This is a genomic window from Noviherbaspirillum sp. (genome assembly GCF_035654295.1).
Lineage (GTDB): Bacteria > Pseudomonadota > Gammaproteobacteria > Burkholderiales > Burkholderiaceae_D > Noviherbaspirillum.
In genome coordinates, this window is record NZ_DASRXF010000205.1 from 1 (window position 1) to 23,227 (window position 23,227).

At 61.4% G+C, this 23,227-nt stretch carries 18 protein-coding genes and 1 rRNA gene; 13 read left to right on the forward strand and 6 right to left on the reverse strand.

The window, feature by feature from the left end:
* Positions 1-17: 17 nt before the first annotated feature.
* Positions 18-130 (forward strand): 5S ribosomal RNA (gene rrf, locus VFF99_RS19055).
* A gap of 665 nt (positions 131-795) precedes the next feature.
* Here rrf and VFF99_RS19060 read toward each other — a convergent pair.
* Both VFF99_RS19060 and VFF99_RS19065 read right to left on the reverse strand, forming a co-directional pair.
* Positions 796-1,344: an acyloxyacyl hydrolase gene (locus tag VFF99_RS19060; RefSeq protein ID WP_325020504.1), complete on the reverse strand. Its 549-nt coding sequence runs from the start codon at positions 1,342-1,344 to the stop codon at positions 796-798.
* A gap of 83 nt (positions 1,345-1,427) precedes the next feature.
* Positions 1,428-2,351 carry an SMP-30/gluconolactonase/LRE family protein gene (locus VFF99_RS19065; protein ID WP_325020505.1) on the reverse strand — a complete coding sequence of 308 codons (924 nt, stop codon included), beginning with the start codon at positions 2,349-2,351 and terminating at the stop codon, positions 1,428-1,430.
* Positions 2,352-2,385: 34 nt separating this feature from the next.
* On the opposite strand from VFF99_RS19065, the gene VFF99_RS19070 reads away from it, so the two are divergent.
* Genes VFF99_RS19070 through VFF99_RS19085 form a run of 4 tightly spaced genes read left to right on the forward strand, consistent with a single transcriptional unit; the run spans position 2,386 to position 7,028 of the window.
* The gene (locus VFF99_RS19070; RefSeq protein ID WP_325020506.1) at positions 2,386-3,297 is read left to right on the forward strand and encodes an NAD(P)-dependent oxidoreductase; all 912 of its coding nucleotides are present in this window, start codon (positions 2,386-2,388) and stop codon (positions 3,295-3,297) included.
* A gap of 15 nt (positions 3,298-3,312) precedes the next feature.
* Positions 3,313-4,305, forward strand: coding sequence for a tripartite tricarboxylate transporter substrate binding protein (locus VFF99_RS19075; protein WP_325020507.1), 993 nt, complete (start codon positions 3,313-3,315; stop codon positions 4,303-4,305).
* Positions 4,306-4,363: 58 nt separating this feature from the next.
* Complete coding sequence (locus tag VFF99_RS19080; RefSeq protein ID WP_325020508.1) at positions 4,364-6,136, forward strand: ABC transporter ATP-binding protein/permease; 1,773 nt, start codon at positions 4,364-4,366, stop codon at positions 6,134-6,136.
* Between the two features lie 43 nt (positions 6,137-6,179).
* Positions 6,180-7,028, forward strand: a complete 849-nt coding sequence (locus VFF99_RS19085; RefSeq protein ID WP_325020509.1) for a DUF3047 domain-containing protein — start codon at positions 6,180-6,182, stop codon at positions 7,026-7,028.
* On the opposite strand, the gene VFF99_RS19090 is transcribed toward VFF99_RS19085, so the two are convergent.
* Positions 7,005-8,015, reverse strand: coding sequence for a DUF2891 domain-containing protein (locus VFF99_RS19090; protein ID WP_325020510.1), 1,011 nt, complete (start codon positions 8,013-8,015; stop codon positions 7,005-7,007). The genes VFF99_RS19085 and VFF99_RS19090 overlap by 24 nt on opposite strands.
* Before the next feature lie 6 nt (positions 8,016-8,021).
* Positions 8,022-9,215: a M20 aminoacylase family protein gene (locus VFF99_RS19095; RefSeq protein ID WP_325020511.1), complete on the reverse strand. Its 1,194-nt coding sequence runs from the start codon at positions 9,213-9,215 to the stop codon at positions 8,022-8,024.
* A 221-nt stretch (positions 9,216-9,436) separates the two neighbouring features.
* Here VFF99_RS19095 and VFF99_RS19100 point away from each other — a divergent pair, with 221 nt between their 5' ends.
* From VFF99_RS19100 to VFF99_RS19110, 3 genes are all read left to right on the forward strand, one after another.
* Positions 9,437-11,509 carry a molybdopterin oxidoreductase family protein gene (locus VFF99_RS19100; protein ID WP_325020512.1) on the forward strand — a complete coding sequence of 691 codons (2,073 nt, stop codon included), beginning with the start codon at positions 9,437-9,439 and terminating at the stop codon, positions 11,507-11,509.
* 6 nt (positions 11,510-11,515) lie between these two features.
* Positions 11,516-12,613, forward strand: coding sequence for an aminopeptidase (locus tag VFF99_RS19105; protein WP_325020513.1), 1,098 nt, complete (start codon positions 11,516-11,518; stop codon positions 12,611-12,613).
* A 249-nt stretch (positions 12,614-12,862) separates the two neighbouring features.
* A complete protein-coding gene (locus tag VFF99_RS19110; protein WP_325020514.1) occupies positions 12,863-14,545 on the forward strand; it encodes a long-chain fatty acid--CoA ligase in 1,683 nt (560 codons plus the stop codon).
* 54 nt (positions 14,546-14,599) lie between these two features.
* Here the strand turns inward: VFF99_RS19110 and VFF99_RS19115 are convergent, their stop codons facing one another.
* Positions 14,600-16,186, reverse strand: coding sequence for an alkaline phosphatase D family protein (locus tag VFF99_RS19115; protein WP_325020515.1), 1,587 nt, complete (start codon positions 16,184-16,186; stop codon positions 14,600-14,602).
* A 96-nt stretch (positions 16,187-16,282) separates the two neighbouring features.
* Positions 16,283-16,687 (reverse strand): acyl-CoA thioesterase, encoded by a 405-nt coding sequence (locus tag VFF99_RS19120; protein ID WP_325020516.1) that lies wholly within the window; start codon positions 16,685-16,687, stop codon positions 16,283-16,285.
* Positions 16,688-16,780: 93 nt separating this feature from the next.
* Between VFF99_RS19120 and VFF99_RS19125 the strand changes: the two genes are divergently transcribed.
* The 5 genes from VFF99_RS19125 to VFF99_RS19145 all read left to right on the forward strand — a co-directional run bounded on the left by VFF99_RS19125 (position 16,781) and on the right by VFF99_RS19145 (position 23,225).
* Complete coding sequence (locus tag VFF99_RS19125; RefSeq protein WP_325020517.1) at positions 16,781-18,640, forward strand: ABC transporter ATP-binding protein/permease; 1,860 nt, start codon at positions 16,781-16,783, stop codon at positions 18,638-18,640.
* Between the two features lie 54 nt (positions 18,641-18,694).
* Positions 18,695-19,666 carry a LysR family transcriptional regulator gene (locus VFF99_RS19130; protein ID WP_325020518.1) on the forward strand — a complete coding sequence of 324 codons (972 nt, stop codon included), beginning with the start codon at positions 18,695-18,697 and terminating at the stop codon, positions 19,664-19,666.
* Positions 19,667-19,818: 152 nt separating this feature from the next.
* On the forward strand, positions 19,819-21,105 hold the full coding sequence (locus tag VFF99_RS19135; protein WP_325020519.1) for a Glu/Leu/Phe/Val dehydrogenase: 1,287 nt from the start codon (positions 19,819-19,821) through the stop codon (positions 21,103-21,105).
* Positions 21,106-21,233: 128 nt separating this feature from the next.
* A complete protein-coding gene (locus tag VFF99_RS19140) occupies positions 21,234-22,139 on the forward strand; it encodes an amino acid ABC transporter substrate-binding protein (RefSeq protein WP_325020520.1) in 906 nt (301 codons plus the stop codon).
* A 189-nt stretch (positions 22,140-22,328) separates the two neighbouring features.
* Complete coding sequence (locus VFF99_RS19145) at positions 22,329-23,225, forward strand: transporter substrate-binding domain-containing protein (protein ID WP_325020521.1); 897 nt, start codon at positions 22,329-22,331, stop codon at positions 23,223-23,225.
* Positions 23,226-23,227: the final 2 nt, after the last annotated feature.

The following is a 23,227-nucleotide window of genomic DNA, read 5'->3' on the forward strand; positions in this document are numbered from 1 at the left end:
CAACGCTACAAGTTATGCCTGATGACCATAGCGAGTTGGTACCACCCCTTCCCATCCCGAACAGGACCGTGAAACGACTCTGCGCCGATGATAGTGCTGCAACCAGTGTGAAAGTAGGTTATCGTCAGGCTTGTTATACGCGAAAGCCCTAACTCTTCCCGAGTTAGGGCTTTTTGCTTTTTAGCGGCCTTTAGCGGCCGGCTGGCCGGCACAGCGACCTGCCCTCGCACGCTCCTTGCACCGCATTCCCCTCGATCCGCTTGCACGCCAGCGCCGGCCGCTGTCATACGTGCGGCGTCTCCCCATACCTGCAAGCAGCAAAGCCGCAAGCCGCAAGCTCACGCTCCAGCTTCCCGCTTGCCGGCTCCAGGCTCCAGGCTCCAGGCTCCAGGCTCCCGGCTCCCGGCTCCCGGCTCCCGGTTCCAGCCTCCAGGCTTCGCACCACGGGCCCAGCCCTCGCCCCGCGCATTCCACGCGCGTACCTGGACCAAATCGCAGAAGAGGGGGATCCCGGAGGGGGGATGGGGCACCGCAGCCGCAGCGCTTACCCGCGCGGACATGGCTCGTGCCACCACGCATTGAGGAGGAGGGGAATTCCGAAGGATGAATGCGGGAAGCAGCCGTTGCGTGCTTCCCGATTTGCGCGTTGCATGCCCTGACGGGATATCTCGACGAGGATCTCATCACGGTCGTCGCCCGATTTGCATGAGATAGTCTCTTGCCTGGCTACGGTGGCCACCCAGAAGCGCGGAATTGGCTGCCGTCTAAAATCGCTCTCGCCCGAAGGGCCGGACCTCAAAACGGGTAGCTGACGCGTACAACAGCGAAGTTCACGCCGTCGTTTGGCTTCTTGATGCTTCCATTGGAAAAGTGCTGAATCTTCAGGCTGACGTCCGCGTTGTTTGCGAATACATACCCAACCCCGAGATGATCGCCAAATTGGAAACGGGTCGACAGCTGCTGGTCGTTGTTGTCATACAGCTCGGATAGCAAATGTGCGCCGATTCCGGCTTCGAAATACAAGCCTTTCCTGCTGTCGTTCTGAAAGCGGAAGACCGGCGTAATGCCGATTGCCGTGATGTTTTGCGTATTGCCTGGAATGTTCCTAAAGCGATTACCGCGCCATTGGGCCAGCGTCAGGTCCCAGTAGCCGCCAATATGTGTGCCATTGGATTGCCACCACATGGAATCCCACTTCCACTGCACACCAACACGAACCATCTTTGTCTTGTCCCCAGTGCCGAACTCGAAAGACGCGGAGTCCGCCGCAAAACTCGCCGGTGCAGCGGCCACGAGGAGGCAGCTCAGGATTGATGCGGCCGTGCTAACGCGGAATACCTTCATCCGACTTTTCCTTTCATTGCTAATATGGACAGACTCCTATTGTACGCAAAATCGGAAATCCATCCGGCTAGTCGATCTTCGCGCTAAGCACGATACGGATGCTCCGTGATGCCGGGAACGTCGACCCGGAGCGAAAGGACGCATCCGGAAAGCGGGAGATCCCTTAATTCCTCCCCCGGCCGTTTGTTCCTGACGGTGGTCACATACAGCGTTCGCAAGTCGCGGCCTCCAAATGCCGGCATAGTCGGGCAGCGCGCGGGAAGCGGGACTTCGTCCAGTGTCGAGCCGTCGGGTGACAGGCGAAGGAGCTTGCCTCCTTCATACATCGCGCACCAATATGCATTTTCGCTATCTACCGACGCGCCATCCGGCCGACCGCCATATTGATCATCCTTGATATCGGAAAACTGCCGGAATAGGCGGCCCTCTCCAAGGCCACCGGAGCCCTGATCAAAGGTAAATGCTGAGATTCTGTGTGCCGTTGTGTCCGCGTGATACAGCGTTCTCCCGTCGAGACTGAAGGCAAGGCCGTTCGAGACGGTCACCGGATTGCCAACCTTCTTGATGACGCCGCGCTCGAGGCAGTACAGCGCCCCAAGAGCCAGGCTTCGGTCGTCCGACAATGTGCCTACCCAAAGGCGCCCCGCCGCATCGCACCTGCCATCGTTGAATCGAATTCGTGCAGGGTCATAGGGCGCATCGACAACGGGATGCAAACTGCCCTTTTCGGTGTCGAGGATCGAAATTCCCGCTCGCATTGCGACCAGAAGCCCGCCATCCGCGCACCAGGCAATGCATCCGGGTTCGGAAGGCACCGACCAGCTCCGATGGTTCTTGCTGACAGGGTCAAAACGATGCACGGCAAGGCCGGCGATATCTATCCAGTAAAGCGCTTGTTCCTGCGGATGCCAGAGCGGAGATTCGCCCAGGAGCACACGCGAGTTCGGCAGCGCTTGCAAGTCATTTGCAGGCATGAAAGTCGGTTTTTTGAGATGATGATGCATCATTATGCGACGAAGCCCCATGTGACAGGAGACTGATTTGACAGCCAAAAGCACCCTGCCAACGATTGCATTTCTAGGTATTGGCCTGATGGGAAAGCCCATGGCAACGCGTTTGTTGCAGGCCGGATACTCTCTTTCCGCGTGGAACCGTACGCGTGCGAAGGCGGAGCCGTTGGCTGCACTTGGCGCTGACCTTGCAGACGACCTCGTTGCGGGCGTGAAAAGCGCTGACATCATCATCACGATGCTCGAGGCTGGACCCGTGGTGCGCGCAGTCCTGGAGGCTGCGGCGCCGGCGATGCGTCCGGGAAGCCTGGTGATCGATATGAGTTCGACCCGGCAGTCTGAAGCGCATGAGTTTCACGCCTTGCTTCAGGCGCTGGGAATCTCCTTCGTAGATGCTCCGGTATCCGGTGGGGTAATGGGTGCCGAAGCGGGCACGCTCGCGATCATGGCCGGCGGCAGCGCCGACGACTTCGCGCGTGCCGAGCCGGTGTTGCGCGTGTTGGGGCGGCCAACGCTGGTCGGTCCGGCTGGAAGCGGACAGATCGCAAAACTCTGCAACCAGCTGATCGTCGGCGGGACGCTTTGCATCGTCGCCGAAGCGCTGTTGCTCGCCCAGGCAGGGGGGGCCGATCCTGCGGCAGTCCGCACTGCACTCCGCGGCGGCTTTGCCGAAAGCCGTATTCTCGAGGTGCATGGCCAGCGCATGCTGGACCGGAACTTCCTCCCCGGCGGCCAGGTGAAGAGCCAGGCGAAGGACCTTGAAAACGTGCTCGCTGCCGCGACCGCGTCCGGCATCGCGCTGCCCGTCACAGAACTTGTTACACAGCACTACCGCAGCATCCTGGAAGCAGTTCCCCACGCGGACCAGTCGGCCGCTTTGCTTGCGCTGGAACGTTTGAACCCGGGCAAGCGGGTCGGCGAGGCTCCGGACCAACTACCATGACAAGGAGGAGATGCAATGAAGTTGAAGCATTGGTTATCCGCAGTTGCAACGGCAGTTGCCGTGATTGGTAGCAGTTCTGTTTTTGCGCAGGCGTATCCCGCCAAACCGATCAAGCTTGTCGTCCCGTTCCCTCCCGGCGGCACGACGGACATCCTCGCCCGCGCGGTCGGCGGCGAACTGTCGAAGGCGTGGGGCCAGCAGGTCGTGATCGACAATCGCCCGGGTGCCGGAGGCAATATCGGGTCGGAAGTGGTCGCCAAGTCGCTCCCGGACGGATACACCCTGCTGATGGGTACTGTCGGTACGCATGCCATCAACCAGTCGCTGTATTCGAAGCTGCCCTACGACCCGGTCAAGGACTTTGCGCCCGTGACACTGGTCGCCTCCGTGCCGAACGTCCTGGTCGTGAATGCCGCGTTCGCGGAGAAGAACAAGATCGCCGACGTGAACAGCTTCATCAAATACGTGAAGACACACCCCGGCCGGCTGAACATGGCATCAAGTGGAAACGGCACCTCGATCCATCTGGCCGGCGAACTGTTCAAGTCGCAGACGAAGACCTTCATGGTCCACATTCCGTACCGCGGTTCGGCACCCGCCATTACCGACCTGCTCGGAGGCCAGGCTGACCTGATGTTCGATAACCTGCCCTCGGCCATGCCCTACATCAAGGCGGGCAGGCTCAAGGCACTTGGTGTCACGAGTGCCAAGGCCTCGCCGGCACTGCCCGATGTCCCGCCGATCGCGCAGGTAGGGGGCGATCTCGCAGGTTTTGAGGCGAGTTCCTGGTTCGGCATCCTTGCCCCGGCGGGCACGCCATCGGATATCGTGAACAAGCTGCAGCAGGAAATTGCGAAGGCGCTCGCCAGCCCTGCCGTCAAGGAAAAGCTCGTTGCCCAGGGCGCGGACCCTGTGGGCAATACGCCCGATCAGTTCGCTGCGCACATCCAGGCGGAAACCCGCAAGTGGGCGGCCGTCGTCAAAGCATCGGGCGCGAAGGTTGACTGATTTAGCACGCTGCCCGGCGGCGACGCCGCCGGGCTTTCCCAGGTAGATCGTTTCACATATGACCGTCAAAGTTCATGCGCGTACCGACTGGCGCGCGGTATGGCATCTCATCAAACCTTATTGGAGTTCCGAAGAGAAATGGCGCGCACGCGGCCTGCTTGCAGCAGTGATCGCGCTGGCGCTCGGCATGGTGTATCTCGACGTTCTCTTCAACGCCTGGAACCGCGACTTCTATAACGCGCTCGAGAACAAGGAATATGACGCCTTCAAGGAGCAGCTCTGGCGTTTCTCCTACCTCGCCTTCACCTACATCGCAGTGGCGATCTACCGGGTGTACCTGACGCAGGCGCTGGAAATGCGCTGGCGGGCGTGGATGACCCGCCAGTATCTTGACGAGTGGCTGGCCAACCAGGCGTATTACCGTATCGAGCAGACGCGCAGTGCCGACAACCCGGACCAGCGGATCGCCGAGGACCTGAACTTTCTCACCAGCGGCACGCTTACGCTGTCGCTCGGGCTGTTGTCTGCCGTCGTCACGCTGGTGTCCTTCGTCGGCATCCTGTGGTCGGTGAGTGGGCCGCTGTCATTCATGCTCGGCGCCCGGGAAGTCACGGTCCCCGGCTACATGGTCTGGTTCGCTGTCGCATACGCGCTCATCGGTTCGGCACTCGTATGGATGATCGGCAAGCCGCTCGTCCTGCAAAACTTCAACCAGCAGCGGTACGAGGCCGATTTCCGGTTCGGGCTGGTACGCATTCGCGAGTATGCCGAGGCGGTTGCGCTGTATCGCGGCGAAGCACAGGAGCAATCGCAGCTCGACAGCAGGTTTGAACGGATTCGCCGGAATTGGTGGGAAATCATGCGTACCACCAAGCGGCTCAACGTCGCATCGAACTTCTATGCGCAGTTCGCCATCATCTTTCCATTCCTGGTCGGCGCGCCACGGTATTTTTCGGGCGCGATCACCCTTGGCGGACTCATGCAGATCAGTTCGGCGTTCGGCCATGTGCAGGAGGCGCTCTCCTGGTTCATCAATGCCTTCAGCTCCCTGGCGAGCTGGAAGGCCAGCGTCAACCGCCTGGCGGGATTCCATGCTGCAGTGACAGCGGCACGCACCCAGAGCGCCGGCATCGCTGTCACCCGCAACAACGTCGGCGCGATCCTCATTGACGGCGTCACCCTGCATCTGCCCGCCGGAACGCCGTTGACTGCACCGATCTCCGCCGACGTCCGGGCCGGGCAGCGCATACTCGTTACCGGGCCCTCAGGCTGCGGCAAATCGACCTTGTTCCGGACAATCGCGGGGATCTGGCCGTATGGCGAGGGAGCCATCGAGATCCCCGCCCAGGCAAAGCTGCTTTTCCTTCCCCAGAAGAGCTACCTGCCCATCGGCACACTGCGCGCGGCAATCGCCTATCCAGCGCAGGAAAAGGCATACAAGGACCTGGCGATCCGGCACTACCTGGAAGTCTGCATGCTGTCTCACCTGACGGAAAAACTCGATGAGGCAGACAACTGGAGCCAGCGCTTGTCGCCGGGCGAACAACAAAGGCTGGCCTTCGTGCGCGCGCTCCTTGCACGGCCGGACATACTCTTTCTCGACGAGGCCACCAGCGCCCTCGACCCGGCTTCCGAGGCGGCACTCTACGACGCCGTCCTGCGCGAACTGCCCGAGGCTGCGCTGGTGAGCATCGCCCACCGGGAGGCTGTTGCGAAATACCATTCGATTCGTTGGCAGTTTGTCCATGAACCGCAAGCCTTGGACAAGTTAGTGCACGCTGCGGCGGGCCTGCGCTATACAATTCGGGCATCTCAACTACCCACCCCGTGAGCCGGCGCCAGCCGAAACGGGCGCCGCGACGCACATGGCCTTCATGTCGATCGCAGGACAGGACTGGATCGACATGAAACGCTACATCATTCCGCTCGGGCTGCTGTTGTCCCTTGCCGGTTGCGCCTCCCAACAAGTGACGGTGAATGCGGACGCCGAATGGAAGCCGCCGGAGGGCGCACTTTCCGTGTTCTCGACCGGTCCCGCCGGCACGCTTCCGGCAGGCTGGGAGCCGATGATCCTGCTGCGCAACAAGAAGCAGACGCATTACGAACTGGTGAACAAGGACGACACCACTGTCTTGTACGCGCGCGCGGAGAGTGCCTCATCCGGCCTGATGCACAAGGTCGATATCGATGCCGAGCAGCAGCAATGGCTGCACTGGCGCTGGAAGATCACCAGCCTGGTGAACACCGCAGACAATACCAAGCGTGCCACCGAGGATTCGCCCGTGCGCGTCATTCTCGGCTTCGACGGCGACAAGGATTCGATGCCTTTTGCCGACCAGGTCCTGTTCGAAACGGCGCGCGTGGTGACGGGTTACGAGTTTCCCTATGCAACCTTGATGTACATCTGGGAAAACAACAAGCCGGTCGGTACCGTCATCGGCAGCACCTACACCAGCCGTATCAAGATGATGGTGGCGGAAAGCGGGTCGGACGGCATCGGCGAGTGGCGCTCCTTCACGCGCAACATCGTCGAAGACTTTGAAAAGGCATTCGGTGAAAAACCAGGCAGGCTGATCGGAGTAGGGGTTTTGACCGATACCGACAACACCGGCGAATCCGCCGAAGCCTGGTATGGCGATATACGTCTGCTGCGCGAACGCCTTGCCCGTGCCGACACCCCGGAAGCCGGGCAGCAGCCGCTATCCCTCAGTCAGCGCAAGTAGCGCGAAGCTGGCCAGCCAGTGCGTGCCGGCATACTCACCTTCGACGGCGGCCGGCAGTGAAGCCTCGAGATGCGTTTCAATCGCCGTATCAACGCGCGAACGCAGTTCATGATCGAGCTGGGAGCGAATCTGCTTCCAGCACCACGCCCGGGTCAGGTTCACGCCATCCAGATGGGCCAGCTTGGGATCGCTGCGGTCCGTCACCTGCACTGGCAACAGCCATGTCGCCAATTCGTTTGGCGCCGGGCGGAACAACTCCCACCAGTCCGCATAACTGCATCCATCCACGAGGCGCAGCATGAGTGCCGCCTCGACCAGCCCGGCTGAAAGGAAGTCATCGCCGCCCGGCTCGTAGGCAGCGGGGTAGCGGCGGTCGCGGCCGAACCAGGCGCTGGCCTTGGCTGCGATCAGGCGGCGCAAGGCGATGTGCTGGATGGTTTCCGCGTAATCCAGGGCCAGCAGCAGGCCGAACGCGCTGTTCGCATGCGTACCGGCGCGCACCGGGTATTGCGCCAACGGCAGGAAGGCCTGGTAGCGTTCGACGATGGCATCGGCGAGTGGTTGAAGATTGTCCCGCCACGCGCGAGCGGCGGCGTCGGTATCGGCGAGCGCGTGCAGCTCGGCCTGCAGCTTCAGCAGCCATCCCCACCCATAGGGGCGCTCGAACGTGCCGCGGGACGAGTCTTGCAGATACGCGGTTTCGGCAGCGATGTTTTCCGCCGTGAAGTGCCGGTTGAAAAGCTCATGGATCCGGGTGCATTCCGGAAGGCCGGGGACGCGGTGCAGCAGGCGCGCGAGCAGCCAGTGCATGTGAACGCTGGAGTGCCAGTCATAGCTGCCGTAGAACGCGGGGTGCAGTGCACGCGGGCGGCGCATGTCCGCCTCCCTTGTCAGCAGATGATCAGGCTTGTTCGGGAATTCGCGGATGACGTTTTCCAGTGCGACCCGGGCAAACGGCGATGCATACTCCGAGACGGAATGCGCCATGGCCGCTCATGCCCTTGCGAGCCAGGCCTCGGCCAGCCGCACCCAGAAGCTTGCCCCGATCGGGAGCAGGTCGTCGTTGAAGTCATAACTCGGGTTGTGCAGGTTGCACGGCCCCAGGCCGTGCCCGTGCTCGCGGTGCGCCCCTTCGCCGTTGCCGATGAAGACATAACAGCCGGGCTTTTCCTGCAGCATGAAGGCGAAATCTTCCGCCCCCATCGTCGGTTCCACCTGCGCATCGACCCTCTCCGGGCCGACGATGGATTGCATGACTTCGACGGCGAAGGCCGTTTCCCGGGCATGGTTGATCAGCGGGGGGTAATTGCGCTTGAAGCTGAAGTCCACGCTTGCGCCGAACGCTTCCGCAGTGTGCGCCGCGATGGCTTGCATCCGCTGTTCCATCAGGTCCAGGACGTCGGTCGTGAAGGTGCGCACGGTGCCGATCAGGGTCGCTTCATCCGGGATGATGTTTGTGGCGCTGCCGGCGTGAATCTGTGTGATCGAGAGCACGGCCGCATCGAGCGGGTTCTTGTTGCGCGTGATGATGGTTTGCCAGCTTTGCGCGATTTGCACCGCGACCATGATAGGATCGATTCCCTTGAACGGTTGTGCCGCGTGCGCTCCCTTGCCCTTGATGACGACTTCGAATTCGTTGGAGGAGGCCATCATCGGGCCGGCCGTCACGCCGAAGGTCCCGACCGGGACGCCCGGCCAGTTATGCATACCGAACACGGCTTCCATCGGGCATTCCCTGAACAGGCCATCGTCCATCATGCGCCGCGCGCCGCCGCCGCCTTCCTCGGCGGGCTGGAAAATCAGGTACACCGTGCCGTCGAAATTGCGATGCTGGGACAGATATCGCGCCGCGCCAAGCAGCATGGCAACGTGGCCGTCGTGTCCGCATGCATGCATCTTGCCTGCATGGCGCGAGGCATGGGAAAAGGTATTGATTTCCTGCACCGGCAGGGCGTCCATGTCGGCCCGCAAACCGACGGCGCGATTGCTGGTGCCGTTCCTGACAACGCCGACCACGCCGGTCGTGCCCATGCCGCGGATGACGGGAATACCCCAATCGGCTAGCTTTTGTGCAACAAGGTCTCCGGTGCGCCGCTCTTCGAAGCAAAGCTCCGGATGCGCGTGGATGTCGCGGCGGATCTGGCGCAGCTCGGATTGGAATTCAAGAATCGGGTCGATCAACTTCATGTTTGCCTCCAGCGGCAGACGCCGCCGTGTTGTAAAAGGGCTATTGCTTTCCGGCATGCGAGCGGCCTGCGATATAGGTATATTACGCTTGGGCCGAGACGGTATATTTTAACTACTGCAAACCGCTGCGCGTCCTGGAATTATTCCGCGCTGCATGGGCCAACCATTTACTTTGCCGGGCAACTGCCACAAGCGTGCGTCCGGCGGCTTCCGGATCTGCTATGACCACTTCAATTGTTCGCGCCACCTGTCCCCATGATTGCCCCGATACGTGTGCGCTTCTCGTTACCGTGGAGGATGGCGTCGCCGTCCAGGTAAAGGGTGATCCCGACCATCCCACCACCGCAGGCGTGCTCTGTACCAAGGTATCGAAGTACACGGAGCGCACCTATCACAAAGACCGTCTGCTGCACCCGATGAAGCGTGTCGGACGGAAGGGCGAAGGGCGCTTCGAGCGCATCTCCTGGGACGAAGCGCTCGACACGATCGCTTCCCGCCTGAAGAATATCGCGGCGCGCGACCCACAGGCCATCGTACCCTACAGCTATGCCGGCACCATGGGCCTGGTGCAGGGCGAGTCCATGGCCGCACGCTTCTTCCACAAGCTGGGCGCCTCGCTGCTCGACCGCACGATTTGCGCATCGGCCGGCGGCGAAGGGTACAAGTACACCGTGGGTGCGAAGATCGGCACCGACGTGGAGCAATTCCAGAATGCCAAACTGATCCTGATCTGGGGCGGCAATCCGATCGCCTCCAACCTGCATTTCTGGATGCGCGCACAGGAGGCCAAGCGCCGCGGGGCCAAACTGATTGCGATCGATCCCTATCGCTCCCTGACAGCGGAAAAATGCCACCAGCACATCGCCCTGCTGCCCGGAACCGATGCCGCGCTGGCACTGGGCATGATGCACGTGCTGATCGCCGAGGAACTGCTGGACAAGGACTACATCGAACAATTTACCTTTGGCTTTGACAGGTTGAAGGAGCGCGTTGCTGAATGGACGCCGCGGAAGGTGGCTGAAACCTGCGGCATCAGCGAAGAAGAGGTTGTCGGGCTGGCACGCGAGTACGGCGGCGCGGCCAAGCGCGGCGATCCGGTCGCGATCCGCGTCAATTACGGCGTGCAGCGCGTGCACGGCGGCGGCATGGCAGTGCGCAATATCGCATGCCTCCCGGCGCTGGTGGGTGCCTGGCGCCACGCCGCAGGCGGTATCCAGCTCTCGTCGTCGGACACCTTCCCGAAGAACCAGCGCAGCCTGCAGCGGCCGGACCTGCTGGAGAAGCAGCCTCGCACCATCAACATGAGCACCATCGGCGATGACCTGCTGCGCGACGGCGACCCGGCGTTCGGCCCCAGGATCGAGGCGCTGGTCGTGTACAACTCGAACCCGGTCGCCGTGGCGCCGGAGTCGCCGAAGGTCGTGCAGGGATTCGCGCGCGAAGACTTGTTCACCGTCGTGCTCGAGCATTTTCAGACTGACACCGCGGATTACGCCGACATCGTCCTGCCCGCCACCACGCAGCTCGAACACGTCGACGTACATTCGACCTATGGTCATCTCTACATGATGGCCAACAATGCGGCCGTCGCGCCGCTGGGCGAAGCCAAGCCGAATACCGAGATTTTCCGGCTGCTTGCCGCACGCATGGGTTTCGACGACCCGTGCTTCCGCGAGAGCGATGATGAGATCGCTTCACAGGCCTTCAAGCGCACCGACGTTCGCGCAGTGCATTTCGACTGGGATTCGCTCAAGCGCAAGGGATGGCAAAAGCTCAATGTGCCCGACGCGCCGTTTGCCCACGGCGGATTCCCGACGCCTTCCGGCAAGTGTGAGTTCTATTCGGAGCAGATGAAGGCCGCCGGCCTTGATCCCTTGCCTGCATATGTCGCCCCGCATGAATCGGTCGCAAGCAATCCAGTCTTGGCGAAGAAATATCCCCTCGCCATGATTTCTCCGCCCGCAAGGAACTTTCTCAACAGCAGCTTCGTCAATGTGCAGAGTCTGCGCGATACGGAAGGCGAACCGCATCTCGATATGCATCCTTCCGACGCGCACGAGCGCGGCATCGAAGACGGCGATGCGGTACGGATTTTCAACGACCGCGGGTCTTTCGTTGCCAAAGTGCGCGTGACAGACAAAGCACGGCGCGGGCTGGTAGTGGGCTTGTCGATCTGGTGGAAGAAGTTCGCCGCCGATGGCAAGAATGCCAATGAAGTCACCAGCCAGCAGCTGACCGATATGGGCAAGGCGCCAACGTTCTATGACGTACTGGTGCAGGTGGAAAAAGCGTAGGCAGGCATGAAGATGAAGTGGCGGGCGTTGATCCTTTGCAGTGTGGCTGGACTGGTAGCCGGATGTGCCCAACTGGGCTATTTCGTGCAGGCCGCGCAAGGTCAGCTATCGCTGCTTTCCGAGGCGCGTCCGATCGACGACTGGCTCGCCAGTCCCGACGTGGAAGACAAGCTCAAGGGTAAGCTCACGCGGGTAAAGCAGATCCGCCAGTTCGCGGCGCGCGAGCTGGCGCTGCCGGACAACGACACGTTCACCACCTACGCCGACGTCAAGCGTCCGTTCGTGATGTGGAACATCGTGGCCACGCCCGAGCTGTCGCTCAAGCCTCTGCAGTGGTGCTTTCCGGTTGCCGGCTGCGTGAACTACCGCGGTTACTACAGCAAGGACGACGCACAGGCCTACGCCGCCGAACTGCGCGCCGAGAAGTATGACGTCGAGGTCTCCGGTGTGCCGGCATACTCGACGCTCGGCTGGTTCAAGGATCCGGTGCTCTCGACCTTCATCCAGTACCCGGACGGTGAACTCGCCCGGCTCGTCTTCCACGAACTGGCGCACCAGGTCGTGTATGTGCCCGGCGATTCGCGCTTCAATGAATCCTTTGCCGTCGCCGTGGAAGAGGCTGGCGTGGAGCGCTGGATGACCGTGTATGGCGACGAGAAGACGCGCAAGGCGTATGCCGCGTATGAAAGCCGCAAGCGCGACTTCCTGGCGCTGCTGATGAAGCACCGGAAAATGCTGCAGGAAAATTACGAGCGCGATGTGAACGACGACGAAAAGCGCAAGGAAAAGGCGTCGATCTTTCAGTCGCTCAAGGACGAGTACCAGGTGCTGAAAGCATCATGGGGCGGCTACGCCGGCTACGACCGCTGGTTCGTCGAACCCTTGTCGAATGCGCACCTCTCGGCGATCGCCACGTACCATGACTTTGTCCCGGGCTTCAAAGCGATACTGGCGAAAGAAAAGTCGATGGCCAATTTCTATGACGCGGTGCGCCGGCTGGCAACGCTGGAAAAGGACGAGCGTCATCGGCAGCTTGCGCACTTCGGCAAATCGACACCAATGACAGCCGAAAACCTCCATGCAGCAGGCATGCCGCCGCGGTAGCGCAGGCCGCTGCCTCACCCACGAACACTGACAACGCGGCCCCGGTGGCCGCGTTGTCATTTTTGGCGCCGGGCAGTCAATGATTGCTGCGGCGCAAAACATAAATACTAGAAAAACACTTCTGATCTTGTGCAAAAGACTTGCATGCAAACGGCTCCACCGATAGCATCTAAGATAATAAAAAAACCGGTCGTTCGATTATTTCGAGCGATCGATACTAACCAACCAAATCAAGACAAGAGGCAGACAATGGAAAAACTTTGGCTGAAGTCCTATCCGACCGGCGTTCCGACCGAGATTGACTACACCCAGTACCGCTCGCTGGTGCACCTGCTGGAAGAATCCTTCCGCAAGTTCGCGTCGCGCAACGCCTATGTCTGCATGGACAAGTTCATGACGTACGGCCAGCTCGACGAGTATTCCAAGTACCTCGGCGCATGGCTGCAGGGCCGCGGCCTGAAGAAGGGCGCACGCGTGGCCATCATGATGCCCAACGTGCTGCAATACCCGGTCGCCATCGCCGGTGTCCTGCGCGCAGGTTATACCGTTGTCAACGTCAATCCCCTCTATACGCCGCGCGAACTCGAGCATCAGCTCAACGATTCGGGCGCCGAAGCGATCATCATTCTCGAAAACTTCGCCCACACCCTGGAGCAGGTGATCGGCAAGACCAAGGTCAAGCATGTCGTCGTCGCCAGCATGGGTGAAATGCTGGGCGGCGTGAAGGGCATGATCGTCAACTTTGTGGTGCGCAACGTGAAGAAGATGGTGCCCGCATTCTCGCTGCCGAACGCGACGCGCTTCAAGCAGACGCTGTCGGAAGGCGCGCGCTCGTCGCTCAAGCCCGTCGACCTGAAGCATGAGGATGTCGCCTTCCTGCAGTACACCGGCGGCACCACCGGCGTGTCCAAGGGCGCCACGCTCACCCACCGCAACATCATCGCCAACGTCCTGCAGAACGACGCATGGGCGCAGCCGGCCCTGAACCAGGAGCCGAAGATCGATCCGCTGTCGATTGTCTGCGCGCTTCCGCTGTATCACATCTTCGCGCTCACCGCGTGCTGCCTGATGGGCACCCGCTGGGGAGCAATGAACATCCTCATCCCGAATCCGCGCGACATTCCCGGTTTCGTGAAGGAGCTGGGCAAGCACAAGTTCAACCTGCTGCCCGCGGTGAATACCCTGTACAACGGACTGCTGAACAACCCCGAATTCGCCAAGCTCGATTTCTCCGGCCTGAAGGTCTGCAACGGCGGCGGCATGGCGGTGCAGAAGGCGGTCGCCGACAAGTGGCTGAAGGTGACGGGCTGCCCGATCATCGAAGGTTATGGCTTGTCCGAAACCTCGCCGACTGCGACCGTGAACCCGGCGACTGCAACTGAATTCTCCGGTGCGATCGGCCTGCCGATCCCGTCAACGGACATCGCCATCCTGGACGACGACGGCAAGCCGGTGCCGCTGGGCCAGCCGGGCGAGATCGCGATCCGCGGCCCGCAAGTCATGGTCGGCTACTGGAACCGTCCGGATGAAACCGCCAAGGTCATGACCCCGGACGGCTTCTTCAAGTCGGGCGACATCGGCGTGATGGACGAGCGCGGTTATGTGAAGATCGTCGATCGCAAGAAGGACATGATCCTGGTGTCGGGCTTCAACGTCTACCCGAACGAGATCGAAGGCGTGGTCGCCGCGCATCCGGGTGTGCTCGAGTGCGCCTGCATCGGCGTGCCGGATGCCAACTCCGGCGAAGCGGTGAAGTTGTTCGTGGTCCGCAAGGATCCGTCGCTTACGGTCGACCAGCTGATGAACTACTGCAAGGAACAGTTCACCGGTTACAAGAAGCCGAAGTACATCGAGTTCCGCGACGAGCTGCCGAAGACCAACGTCGGCAAGATCCTGCGCCGCGAACTGCGCGACGAGAAGAAAGCGGCCTGATCCGCATTCCTCCGAAAAAACCGCCTGCATGTCAGGCGGTTTTTTTTCGTCCCTTCAGTCGGTGCGTACTGCGCCAGGATGCCCATTCTCGACCGCAAAGCTGGCGACAGTGGAGACGCCCGATGCGGTCAGCCGCACATCGTCGAGCGCCTGGAACCTGACCGACGTACCTGAAGCTTTGATGTCCATCGTCACATACCCGCGCCGGTCGCTGCGTCCGTACTTGATGTGCGGATTATCGGCGACGTATTTCTCGGTGCGTGACTGTGGCCGTGAATTCGAGGTGATCGAGGTGCCGCAGAATTCCGTTGCGAGAACCGGATTGCCGGCGGATGTCTTCCTGAAAAAATCGCGCTTGATGTCAGCGGCGTAGAAGGTGTGCACGTCGCCCGAGATGACCAACGGGTTCGACACGTCATGCTTCGCCAGGCCGTCGAGCAGGCGGCCGCGGGCGGCGGGATAGCCGTCCCATCCGTCGTTCCAGAAGCGGCCGTCCTCTTCGTGCACGAGCGGCGCCTGCGAGGATTGCGCCATGAAGGTTTGCTGCGCAAGGATGTTCCACCTCGCGCGTGATGATGCAAATCCATCCAGCAACCACGATTCCTGTTCGGCCCCGAGCAAGCTGCGGGCTTGATCGTCAAGCTCCGCACAGGCGCGGGTAACGGTACCCGAACCGCCGCGATCGGAGCGCTGGCAGGCTTGATACGAACGGTACTGGCGGTCGTCGAGCACATGGAGGCGCGCGAGACGCCCCCAGTCGAAGCGGTCGTAAATGCGCAGGTGGGCGAAGCGCTGCGGGCCCGGGGGCAGCGCCGGCAAGCGTACCGGCATGTGCTCGTAGAACGCTTGATAGGCAGCGGCGCGGCGCGTGAGGAAATCTTTGTCCAACCTTTCGTCGCGGTCGTTGGCGTAATCGTTCGCGACTTCGTGGTCGTCCCAGGTCACCAGCCATGGCGCCACGAGGTGTGAGGCCTGCAGGTGCGGGTCGGACTTGTACTGGGCATAACGGGCACGGTAGTCGGCGAGCGTGAGCGACTCATTGCTGCGGCGGCGCGGGGAAGGCGGGTGGACGAGATCGTAGGCGCCCCATTCATAGATGTAGTCCCCAAGGAATGCGACGAGGTCCGGTGCTTCATCGGCAATATGGCGATGCGCCGCATACTGGCCGAACTCCCAATGCTGGCAGGACGCGAACGCCAGGCGCAGCGACGCCGGCATGTCGTCGTCGGCGGGGGCTGTCCTCGTCCGGCCAACCGGGCTCGCCGCATCGCCGAGCAGGAAGCGATACCAATACCAGCGGCCGGGACGCAGGCCGGTTGCATCCACATGAACACTATGCGCGAGCTCCGGCAGCGCCGCCGCAATTCCCTGCGCGGCAATATGGCGGAATGCTTCGTCCTCGGCGACTTCCCAACGGACGGAATAGGGCTGCGTGCCCGGCGAGCTTGCGTCCAGCGGATTGGGCAGGATGCGCGTCCAGAGGACAACGCGGTCCGGTCGTGGGGAGCCGGAGGCGACGCCGAGGCTGAATGGATAGACGCTTATGCGACTGATCGCACGCGAGGGATACGCCGACGCGAGCGCAGCCAGCGAAAGAAGCCGCCCTGCATGGACAAGAAAGTTTCTGCGGTCGGGGCGCATATTGAAATGAGGGAAGGGAACGGCTCATTCAAATGCATGAACCGTTCCCGTCGTGGCAGGTCGAATCAGGAGTCTGGGTGTTGATGCGCAGGAACGTCAGGCGTCGAGCGGGGGTAGGGCCCGCGGCTTGCGGTTCTCGTCGGTGGCGACATAGGTCAGCGTGGCTTCGGTCACCTTCACCGTTTCCACCTGCAGGCGATTGCGTTCCGCATACACCTCGACGTTCACCGTGATCGATGTGTTGCCCACCTTGACCACTTCCGCATAGAAGGAAAGCAGGTCGCCGACGAACACTGGTTGCTTGAACAGGAAGGAGTTCACGGCAATCGTTGCCACGCGGCCGTTCGCGCGCCGGACGGCAGGCAGCGAGCCCGCGATATCGACCTGCGCCATGATCCAGCCGCCGAAGACATCGCCGTGCACATTGGCATCGGATGGCATCGGCATCACGCGCAGCTGAGGTACTTTCCCCGCCGGCAGGGTTGTTTGGTGGTCGGTCATCTTCTTCTCCTCTCCGGTGCAGGTAGCCGCCCGAAAGAATGGGCTGGGCTACAATCGTCAAAGCAACAGGATAAACCAAGTTATCTCTTTTTCATGCGACGTAATCCCGTAACTTCATCCGAAGCACCCGCCAATCAAGGCACCCGCAACGACTGGGCCACGCTCAGGACGCTGTTCCCGTACCTGTGGGCGTACAAATGGCGCATGCTGCTGGCGCTGACTTTCCTGGTCGGGGCGAAGCTGGCGAACGTCGGTGTGCCTATCGTCCTCAAGTCGCTGGTCGACCACATGACCATCAGCCCCGAGAACCCGCGTGCACTGCTTGTCTTGCCGGTCGGCATACTGGTTGCATACGGCGTGCTGCGACTGTGCACCACCATGTTCACCGAGCTGCGCGAGTTCGTGTTCGCGAAAGTGACGCAGAATGCCGTGCGGACCGTCGCGCTCAAGGTCTTCCGCCACCTGCACGCGCTCTCGCTGCGCTTTCACCTTAACCGCCAGACCGGCGGCATGACACGCGACATCGAGCGCGGCACGCGCGGCATTTCCTCGCTGGTTTCCTATACGCTGTACAGCATCCTGCCGACGCTGGTCGAAATCTCGCTCGTGATCGGCTACCTCGTGCTGCACTACGACATCTGGTTTGCGGCGATCACTTTCGGCGCGCTGATTGTCTACATTGCCTATACCGTCGCTGTTACCGAGTGGCGCACCACGTTCCGCCGCACCATGAACGACCTCGATTCCAAGGCCAATACGCGCGCAATCGACTCGCTCATCAACTATGAGACGGTGAAATATTTCGGCAATGAGGATTACGAAGCGCGCCGCTACGACAAGAGCCTGCAGAACTGGGAAACCGCGGCAGTGAAGTCGCAGACTTCATTGTCGATTCTGAACACGGGCCAGTCCCTCATCATTGCCGTGGCGGTGACGCTCATCCTGTGGCGAGCGACGCAGGGCGTGATCGACGGCACCATGACGCTGGGCGACCTGGTGCTGGTCAATGCCTTCATGATCCAGCTCTACATCCCGCTCAATTTCCTCGGCGTCATTTACCGAGAAATCAAGCAGAGCCTGGCAGACATGGAGCGTCTCTTCGCGCTGCTGGACCAGCACAGGGAAGTGGCGGACAATCCCGACGCGAAGCCGCTGGAAATCAAGGGTGCGGAAGTGCGCTTCTCGCACGTCGATTTCAGCTACGAGTCCAAGCGGCAGATCCTTTTCGACGTCGACTTCGCCATCCCGGCGGGCACGACCACAGCCGTCGTCGGCCACAGCGGATCGGGCAAGTCGACCTTGTCGCGCCTGCTGTTCCGCTTCTACGACATCAACAAGGGCAGCATCACCATCGACGGCCAGGACTTGCGCGACGTGACCCAAGTATCGCTGCGCAAGTCGATCGGCATCGTGCCGCAGGACACTGTCCTCTTCAACGATACGATCGAATACAACATTGGCTACGGCAAGCCGGATGCGAGCAAGGAAGAGATCGTCGCGGCGGCCAAGGCAGCCTATATCCATGACTTCATCGAAAGCCTGCCCGACGGCTACGCGACCACGGTCGGCGAGCGCGGCCTCAAGCTGTCCGGCGGCGAGAAGCAACGCGTCGCCATCGCCAGGACGCTGCTCAAGAATCCGGCCATCCTGATCTTCGACGAGGCGACCTCCGCGCTCGATTCGAAATCCGAACAGGCGATCCAGGCGCAGTTGAAGGAAATCGCGAAGGACCGCACCACGCTCGTCATCGCTCACCGCCTGTCGACCATTGCGGATGCGGCCCAGATCCTCGTGCTCGACCACGGGCGGATCGTCGAGCGCGGCACCCACGGCCAGCTGCTTGCCGCCGGCGGCGCGTACGCGCAAATGTGGGAGCGCCAGCAGGCAAGGCAGGAGATTGCGGCATCCTCCCCGGATTCCGGCTCGCTTGGGGAAGAGTCTGCCGTTGCCTAGGATTCCGGCACGGGCGTGCTTTGCTTCGGCGTGGAACGCGTCTAACATAGCGCCATGGAAACCAAGTGGCTGGAAGACTTCATCTCATTGGCGGAGACCCGCAGTTTCAGCAGGTCGGCCGAGCTCCGCCACGTCACGCAGCCGGCGTTTTCCCGCCGCATCCAGTCGCTCGAGGCCTGGCTGGGCGCGGACCTGATTGACCGTACTTCCTATCCGACCCGCCTGACTCCCGCCGGCGAAGTGTTCTACGAGCAGGCGCTCGAAATGCTGGGCCAGATCAATGACGCGCGCGCACTCCTGCGGGGCAAGCGCCCGACTGCCCAGACGACCGTCGATTTTGCAGTGCCCCATACGCTCTCGCTCACCTTCATGCCCAAATGGATGACGGAGCTCGAAGCTGGCTTCGGCATGCTGCGCACGCGTTTGATCGCACTGAACGTGCACGACGCCGTGATGACGATGGTCGAAGGCGGTTGCGACCTATTGTTGTGTTATCACCATCCGCGCCAGCCTGTGCAGCTCGACGCCAGCCGGTACGAAATGCTCACGCTCGGCAACGAGGCCCTGCGTGCCTACGCGCGCTGCGACCGCAGCGGCGCGCCGGAATTTTCGCTGCCGGGCAGCGCGAAGTCGCCGCTGCCCTTCCTCTCCTATACGAGCAACGCCTATCTCGGCCGCATGGTCGAACTGATACTGACGGACGCCAAGCGCCCGCTCCATCTCGAAAAGCGCTATGAAACCGATATGGCCGAGGGCTTGAAGATGATGGCCCTCGAAGGCCACGGCGTCGTGTTCCTGCCGGAGTCGGCGGTGGCCCGCGAGCTCAAGCAGAAGCAGCTCGCTCGCGCCGACGGCGGTCATTCCGAGTGGGAGGTCAATATGGAGATTCGTCTCTATCGGGAGCGCCCTTCGGCGCAGCGGCCGGGCAAGCCGATCGTGTCGCGCCTGTGGGATTACCTCGTAGAGCGCAGCCAGGCACAGGCAAAAGGGCGGGCAAGGAAGCGCAGCCGCGCGAAGGCCGCCTGAGTGTGATAGCTGGCACTTATGCATTTTTTGCATAGTTGCATGCGCACAAAGCATTGGATTTGCTGCAATGCGTTGCAATAGCATGCCACCCGTATCGCGCCTCACACATGTCGTGGAAGGGTGACTGAACCTCTACAAGGAGCAGTGACAGCATGTCCAGCAAACACGAAGTGCCGTCCTACCTGACGGCTCATGAAATCGGCCCCTGGGGTGTTTACCTTGAACAGATCGACCGCGTCACGCCGTACCTCGGCACGCTCGCGCGCTGGGTCGAGACACTGAAGCGTCCGAAGCGCATCCTGGTCGTCGATGTACCGATCGAGCGCGACGACGGCAGCATTGCGCATTTCGAAGGCTATCGGGTGCAGCACAACACCTCGCGCGGCCCCGGCAAGGGCGGCGTGCGCTTTCACCAGGATGTGACCTTGTCCGAAGTCATGGCGCTGTCCGCGTGGATGACGATCAAGAATGCCGCGGTCAATGTGCCCTACGGCGGGGCGAAGGGCGGTATCCGTGTCGATCCGCGCACCCTGTCCATGGGCGAACTGCAGCGCATGACGCGCCGCTATACCAGCGAAATCAACATCATCATCGGACCCAACAAGGATATTCCCGCACCCGACGTCAACACGAACGAAAAAGTGATGGCGTGGATGATGGATACCTATTCCATGAACCAGGGCAGCACCGCGACGGGTGTGGTGACCGGCAAGCCGATTTCCCTCGGCGGCAGCCTCGGGCGCCATGAGGCAACCGGCCGCGGCGTGTTCGTGGTCGGCTGCGAGGCCGCTGCCAAGCGCGGTCTGGACCTGAAAGGGGCGCGGGTGGCGGTGCAAGGCTTCGGCAACGTCGGCGGCATTGCGGCACGCCTGTTTGCCGAGGCAGGTGCAAAGGTCGTGGCGGTGCAGGACCACCTTGGCACCATCGTCCGTGATACCGGTATTGATGTTGTGGCGCTGCACGCCCATGTGAAGCAGCATGGCAGCGTGACCGGCTTCGGCGGCGCCGAGGCGGTATCCGACCGCGAACGCTTCTGGGAAGTCGATTGCGACATCCTGATCCCGGCAGCGCTCGAACAGCAGATCACCGCCGCCAACGCCGACAAGATCCGTGCAAAGATCATCCTCGAAGGCGCGAACGGCCCGACCACGCCGGCGGCGGACGACATCCTGCACGACAAGGGCGTGCTGGTGGTGCCGGACGTCATCGCCAATGCCGGCGGGGTGACCGTCAGCTATTTCGAGTGGGTGCAGGACTTCTCCAGCTTCTTCTGGACCGAGGACGAGATCAACCAGCGGTTGACGCGCATCATGCGCGAAGCATTCGCTGCCGTGTGGCAGCTCTCAGAGGAAAAGAAGGTGTCCTTGCGGACGGCGGCATTCATTGTCGCCTGTACGCGGGTCCTGCAGGCGCGCGAGATGCGCGGTCTCTATCCCTGACCGGGAAAATTAGGATGAATATAATGCAGCGGGCGATGTACCCGCTGCAAACAGATACAAGGTGCCGCCTACAACAACAATGAATGCAGGCGGCGATTGACGCGACAACAGCATGAGACGGAGACCTTATGCGCCCTATCACCATCAACAACGGTTTTTCCAAAGCCGCGGCGGCTGCCTGCCTCTGCGGCTTTGCCGCATTGGCGAACGCCGGCGACACCCTATCGAAGATCCGGGAAACGCAAACCATCACCATCGCGCACCGCGAGGCGTCGATGCCGTTTTCGTATCTGGATGACAACAAGAAGCCTGTCGGCTATGCGGTTGACCTGTGCCTGAAGTTCGCCGAAGCGGTGCGCCGCGAGCTCAAGCTGGCGCGCCTGGACGTGCGCTACCTGCCTGTCACGCCCAGCACGCGGATTGCAGCGATCGTCGAAGGCAAGGCCGACCTGGAATGTGGTTCGACCACCAACAATGCCGAACGCCGAAAACAGGTTTCCTTCACGATTCCGCATTTCGTGGCCGCAGCCAGGATGGTCGTCCGGGCCGATTCCGGCATACGCAACTGGTCCGACCTGCGCGACAAGCGTGTCGTCACGACCAAGGGCACCACGGCCGTCAAACTGCTCAACGACCGCGACAAGGTCCGCTCGCTGGGCCTGAAGCTGATCGAGGGCCGGGACCATGCGGAGTCCTTCGGCATGGTCGAAAAGGGCGAGGCCGAAGCATTCCCGATGGACGACGTGCTATTGTTCGGTTTGCGTGCCAATGCGCAGAATCCCACCGGCTTCGTCGTGGTCGGCGATGCTCTCTCCGCCGAGCCTTACGCCGTCATGATGCGCAAGGACGACATCCCCTTCAAAACCCTGATCGACCGCGAGATGGGCAGGATCATCCATGAAGGGGAGATCTACAAGCTGTACGATAAGTGGTTCAAAAGCCCGATCCCGCCCAAGGGCATCAACATGAACATGCCGATGGGGCACCTGCTGCGGGACGTTCTGCGCTTCCCGACCGACAAGGTAGGCGACTGATAAGTAGAACCACGTATAGGAATACGAGCCGGTTGAGGTAGGCTCGGAAATAGTAGGCGTGCCGCTGTCGCGTCACGTCTTTCAGAAGGGAGGGATACCCTTTGAAAGCCGGCTCGGGAAATTGTTCAAGTCAGCTTTTGAAGCAATCCTTTTGGTACACTAGGCCTCGCAACTTTTCCTGGAGACAATATGAAACTATCGAAGCTCATCACCGTCCTGATTGCTACCGGCGCCATCGCCGGCACGGCTCAAGCGCAAGAACTGACCGGCACGCTTAAGAAGATCAAGGACACCGGCACCATTACCGTGGGTCACCGCGAGTCTTCCGTACCGTTCTCGTACCTCGACGACAAGCAGCAGCCCATCGGTTACGCGATGGACCTGTGCATGAAGATCGTCGACGCGGTCAAGACGGAACTCAAGCTGCCTAACCTGAAGGTCAACCTGCAGCCGGTGACGTCCAGCAACCGCATTCCGCTGCTCCAGAATGGCACCATCGACCTGGAGTGCGGCTCGACCACCAACTCCACGGTGCGCCAGCAGCAGGTTTCGTTCGGCCCGACCTACTTCGTCGTCAACGTGACGGCGGCCGTGAAGAAGACGTCCAACATCAACTCCCTGGCCGACCTCGGCGGCAAGACGGTGTCCACCACTTCCGGCACCACTTCCGTCCCGCTGCTGAAGGCCTACGAAAAGACCAAGAACGCCGAAGTGAAGGAAATCTACGGCAAGGACCACGCCGAATCCTTCCTGCTGATGGCAGACGACCGTTCCCAGGCTTTCGTGATGGACGACATCCTGCTGGCAGGCCAGATCGCCAACTCGCGTAACCCGAACGACTTCAAGATCATCCAGGAATCGCTGCGCCAGGAGCCGTACAGCATGATGCTGCGCAAGGATGACCCGCAGTTCAAGGCGCTGGTCGACAAGACTGTCGGCGGCGTGATGAAGTCCGGCGAAATCGAGCGGATCTACTTCAAGTGGTTCCAGAGCCCGATCCCGCCGAAGGGCATCAACATCAACTTCCCGATGACGCCGGCAATCCGCGAGGCATTCAAGAACCCGAACGACAAGGGCGTTCAGTAAGC